Origin of the sequence: Paenibacillus sp. VTT E-133280 (assembly GCF_002264385.1) — a bacterium.
Classification (GTDB): Bacteria; Bacillota; Bacilli; order Paenibacillales; family Paenibacillaceae; genus Paenibacillus_AQ; species Paenibacillus_AQ nitricinens.
In genome coordinates this window covers 1-4,947 of record NZ_NFUX01000140.1, presented here as the reverse complement: position 1 = coordinate 4,947, position 4,947 = coordinate 1, and the positions used below count along the sequence as shown (strand labels likewise).

The following is a 4,947-nucleotide window of genomic DNA, read 5'->3' as shown; positions in this document are numbered from 1 at the left end:
CACTGTGAAGCGCTTGCTCGGCAGAGAGCCACGAACGCTAGACGCCTTTCTACATGAGTGTGTAGAGAATTTCCGGTAGAGGCTGAGTCCACCAATTCTGATATTTGTAACGTTAGCAGCATTTTATTCCGATTTTAGATAAGTCATTGAGCTTACGGAGAACGTTAGTGGAGGAGCTTCCTATAAGGTAGCTCTTCTTTTCTATTAAGCTAACGGGAGGTTAACGGGGATGGGACCTCAGCCGAAATAAAGGAAGACTCGATTAACGACATTCGAAGAATGGAGTAAGGAATTTACAAGTATTTAGACAAACCACTTAAAGCGTTGAGCGTATAGCTGTCAATTACGCTAACGGGAAAATTAACGATATAAGCCTCTTATGCTTAAGTAAAAGAAGTATTCTCATGAATTCTCTAATGTAATTAAATGCAAATTCCACTTCAGTTAATCCATTTTCTATACATATTTTTAATAGTATATTGAGGTAAATAAAGTGATTGTTCATTTTGAGAAATCCGAAATTGCTTTGTCGGTTTTATTTTATGGCTTCGTAAGGATTGCAAAACCATCGAAATATGGGAGTTTAAAACAGATGTTGTGCCGTAGTTAGTTTTATGAAAGGAAGGTATAGGGGTGAGTATTTATTACGCTTCAAGCAAAGAGGATATCACTAAGGATGCACTCCAAGAGTTATTTCTTTCGGTAGAATGGGAGTCTGGCAAGTATCCAAACGAGCTTTTACAAGCAATACGAGGGTCTCATTCACTTGTTACTGCTTGGGAAGGAGGAAAGCTTGTCGGTTTAATAAATGCTTTGTCAGATGGTGTTTTAACGGTATATTTTCATTATATGCTTATTAATCCGAGTTATCAGAGTATAGGTATAGGTAAGGAAATGATGAAGATAATGCTTGAAAGATATAAAGGATGTAAAACAAAAGTATTAATTTCATATCCTCATGCAGTGGATTTCTATAATAAATTTGGCTTTAATACAGAGGATGGAGCTACACCAATGTTTATCTCAGAGTTGATATGATTGAACTAAAGGGACACGCTATAGTCCGAGAACATTGAACGCCTACACTCTTCAGAACAAAAATGCTAATGACGGAACTAGGCGATACCGAGATAATGGAGATTACGTTGACTATACTGAAGGAATATTTGATGAAACAAGCAGATCGTTTGAAGCCAAGCAGTCTAGGGCATCGCATTCGACATACCTGTGTGTGTAAACTCCTTGATAACGGTGCCTCATTGGATTTCATCAAGGTATGCTGAATCATGAGAAAGCCTCAAACGCGCAAATAAACGCACAACTCCGCGGCGAGAGCAAGAGAGAAATGTATCGACGATTTTTTAGCATATTATTGCGGTAAATCCCTTTTTAGAAATCTGCGGCTATTCAACTAATGGGCAGTTTAGCGCAGTGCCGAAGGCGAACACAATGGAGTATAATGGTAATAAAGACCATTGATCCCAAGAGGTGTGTTCTCATGCCAGAATATTCTCAAATCCAAACTTATATAATATGTGATCAATTCAATTTCCAAGACGTTATCAGGCTCTTTTCAGGAGTAATAAACTCGCTGGGACTTGATTCTAGATACTTTAATAGTGAGCTGGAATGGGAAGTTTCAGAAAATGGTTTTATGTACGTTGGTGGCGATGCTGAGCCTCAGTTGTACCAAAATAACGGGTTCCAACTCCATTTACGGCCATATGTACTAGGCTGGACACCTAAAGTTATTGAGGAATTAAAAGAATCATATCTGGAAATTAGTATCTTGTTTTGGACAGAAGAGATAGAACACGATTGGAGAATAGGACAAGTACGAAGTCAATATCAATCCTTGATTTGGCGGATTATGACTAAGTTCTCTGAGGAGTTTAGACAAACTGGAGTGTTTTTCACAAATGAAGCTATGGATGGAGCGCCTTGGGAGGCGTTAGTGTCAGGTCAGCAAGAGGGACTTTGGGCATTTGATGCTGCAATTTTACCTGATCACCTGTTTGATTCGTATAAGGATATTCCAAAAGATATTTTTATTTGTAAGGATAAAGAGCTAGTATATGTTGCCCGAGAATCCGTATGGGGAACAGAACCTTGGTACAACATCGATTCAACTGACGCGTATAATATCTCCAAGGAGACTTGAAATGAAAAGAAAGATATCTCTTTTATACTTTATACCAAAATCGAATAAAAAAATCCTTCTTTTTTAAAGGAGTCCTTATGACGAACGAGAAACTTTTGGACTTACTAGGTAGATACGACGATATCCAACAACCTGAGATTATTTTTTTAAGGCATAACGAGAACAGAACATATCGTGTAAATGACAGAATGGGAAAATCATATTTACTTCGCATTCATGACCCTTTTATAGATGACATGAAAGGTCTGCAGCATACACACGACGGCATTCTTGGAGAATTGCAAATGCTTGAGGAGCTGGGAAGCTGGAGCATCAACGAAATACAGACTCCTATAAGAAACAAAGATGGTGAATTAATTACGATCGTCGAATACGAAGGTGAGCTTTTGAACTGCTCTGTCCTAACCTGGCTGGATGGAAGAGACATGATTAAGAATGATGTTAACAATCTTGAACTGGTAAAAAAACTGGGATTGCAATTAGCAGAGCTGCATACTTTTTTTCGGCAGTACAAATATTCAGATATAAAGATTCGTCCGAGTCAAGGCAGAGCCTATAATGAACGGATGATCCGTGTGATCCATTCGGGTGTGAAAAAGAATCTATTTACGTCTTCTGATGCCAATGTCATTGAACAAACGCTGCAATTGATTAACTTCCGGTTGGTTGACCATGGCGGGGAGGCTGGCCCTGATCTTATTCATGGGGACTTGTGTATGGGGAACATCATCATCACAACCGAAGGAGAGGCGCGCTTTATTGATTTTGGCTTTTTCGGAACCGGGTATGCCTTGCTTGATGTAGCCATGGGAGCTATGATGCTGCCATCCGATCGAAGAGATACTTTCCTTAAGGGATATTACAGAGAGCACGAAAATATAGCGAATGATCTACTGCAGCTGGAAGGTTTTATGCTGGTCGCTATTATCGGGTATTACGTCTTCCAGTTGGAGAATGAACATGTCCATGCCTGGATGCGTGAAAAAATGCCTAAATTATGCGCAGAGTATTGTCGTCCATTTCTTAATGGTGAAAGTATATTTTATAAAATATAAATAGGAACCTTTATCGGTGAATTAATGGGAAATGATAGTCAATTATCATCTTCTATTTAAAGGCCGTTTACAAGCAGTTGTTGAGCTGAAAATATAGCTGGCTATGTTTTCGGAAGTGACGCGTTTAAGCCTTCCTCACCCTTAGGGGTTTGGGGAGGTTTTTTGTTGTGAAGGAAAGGAATGACCTACATTGTGATGTCGCTGTTTATTATGATTTTGTGAAATCAGAGGCGGATGTTGAACGTAATACGATAGGCAGGATAGTTCAATTGCTTCTCGAATATTATCTGAGTTGGATAATTTTATAAAATTTATGAATATAACGTTATCTGAAAGATACGCAAAACTTATAGGTGAGGGTGATAGAAAGACTAGTATTTCTAATGAACTGATAAATCAGAAAGAGATTCTATTTCATCATTTATCAATAGATGTTTTTATCAAGAACTTTTTTAAACATAAATTTTCAGATATTGAACCTACAAGAGAAGTAGATGAGCATGTTATCGCACAAATAATGTTTGATTCCTTAGTCTCAATGTACTATTCGACAGTTAAATTGTTTTCAAAAATGGGTTTGAATGTAATAGTAGATACCGCAATCGAAAATGACAAGTGGTTTAATGAGTGTCTTGATGTATTTTTTGATCAGCCTACATTATTTATAGGTATAATATGCTCGAAAGAAGAACTCATAAGAAGAGAGCAAATAAGAGGAGATAGAAAGATTGGATTAGCAGCTTCACAGTTCAATACAGTATATTCCATTGATGAATATGATCTCAAAGTAAATATAGAAAAGATGAATCCAATAGAGTGTGCCGAAAAGACATTAAGTTTTATTAAGTCCAATAAGGAATATCTCGCATTTAAAAAATTAAGTAAAAGAAATGTTTGTGTTTCCTAGATAGCTCGAGGGAATTCGGAATTAATCTAACGTGAGGCAATAGCTCAATAAACACGATAAGGCAGCCGTTCAGTTAACGCGATCAAGTACCTTTATTCAACTAACGGGCAGGCTACTTTAATAAGTAATGTTAAAACGAAGGACAGCAAAAGGGGAATCTGCGACTATTGCGAATAGATAATTAGTCAAACATTTCGCCGATCTAGGGAGCTTGAACAGGAATGAAAAAAATCCTCATTATTGGAATTGTTGCTAGCGGTAAAACGACATTCGCTAAACGATTATCCCAGAAATTCAGTCTACCCTGGTATGAACTTGATTCCATAGTCCATCATAATACAGCTACGGGACGGTACAAACGTTCCGCAGAAGAACAATTCGAAATTATAAAGGAGATCGATATTAAAGGAGCGTGGATATTCGAAGGAACAGATAGAGATTCCTATCAATGTTTGTATCAAATGGCAGATACGATCATATTCCTTGATACTCCATTGTGGAAGCGAAGGGTCAGAATCTTAACACGATTTATCAAGCAGAAACTTGGGATTGAAAAGTGTCACTATAAACCAGATATCATGATGTTGAAGATGATGTACAAATGGACGAGGGATTTTGAACAAAGTAGAAACAGTTTTGATGCCAAGTTGAATAGATACAATGAGAAAGTGATCAGGTTAAGAGATAGTAACAATCTGGATCTTACAAAAGGGACAAGACTAAGCTAATAGGCAGGATAGTTCAACCGTTTTTCGAATATTTTATGAGGTGGATGAAGAACGGATGAGTCCACATGGACGGCCATAACTAGCGCATAACGAAGT

At 37.8% G+C, this 4,947-nt stretch carries 5 protein-coding genes; all 5 read left to right on the top strand.

All coding sequences use genetic code 11. From position 1 onward, the window contains the following. Window positions 1-633 precede the first annotated feature (633 nt). The 5 genes from CA600_RS30360 to CA600_RS30335 all read left to right on the top strand — a co-directional run bounded on the left by CA600_RS30360 (window position 634) and on the right by CA600_RS30335 (window position 4,851). A complete protein-coding gene (locus tag CA600_RS30360; protein ID WP_094874801.1) occupies window positions 634-1,038 on the top strand; it encodes a GNAT family N-acetyltransferase in 405 nt (134 codons plus the stop codon). Between the two features lie 460 nt (window positions 1,039-1,498). Further along, window positions 1,499-2,161, top strand: coding sequence for a hypothetical protein (locus CA600_RS30350; RefSeq protein ID WP_094874800.1), 663 nt, complete (start codon window positions 1,499-1,501; stop codon window positions 2,159-2,161). Between the two features lie 77 nt (window positions 2,162-2,238). Further along, window positions 2,239-3,216, top strand: a complete 978-nt coding sequence (locus CA600_RS30345; RefSeq protein ID WP_094874799.1) for a phosphotransferase enzyme family protein — start codon at window positions 2,239-2,241, stop codon at window positions 3,214-3,216. A 313-nt stretch (window positions 3,217-3,529) separates the two neighbouring features. Next, window positions 3,530-4,123 carry a phosphotransferase-like protein gene (locus CA600_RS30340; protein WP_094874802.1) on the top strand — a complete coding sequence of 198 codons (594 nt, stop codon included), beginning with the start codon at window positions 3,530-3,532 and terminating at the stop codon, window positions 4,121-4,123. Window positions 4,124-4,344: 221 nt separating this feature from the next. Continuing rightward, the gene (locus CA600_RS30335) at window positions 4,345-4,851 is read left to right on the top strand and encodes a hypothetical protein (protein ID WP_094874798.1); all 507 of its coding nucleotides are present in this window, start codon (window positions 4,345-4,347) and stop codon (window positions 4,849-4,851) included. The last annotated feature ends 96 nt before the right edge of the window (window positions 4,852-4,947 follow it).

Coding starts and splice junctions, on each gene's coding strand:
- CA600_RS30335 (WP_094874798.1), top strand. CDS start 4,345: ATGAAAAAAATCCTCATTATTGGAATTGTTGCTAGCGGTAAAACGACA.
- CA600_RS30345 (WP_094874799.1), top strand. CDS start 2,239: ATGACGAACGAGAAACTTTTGGACTTACTAGGTAGATACGACGATATC.
- CA600_RS30340 (WP_094874802.1), top strand. CDS start 3,530: ATGAATATAACGTTATCTGAAAGATACGCAAAACTTATAGGTGAGGGT.
- CA600_RS30350 (WP_094874800.1), top strand. CDS start 1,499: ATGCCAGAATATTCTCAAATCCAAACTTATATAATATGTGATCAATTC.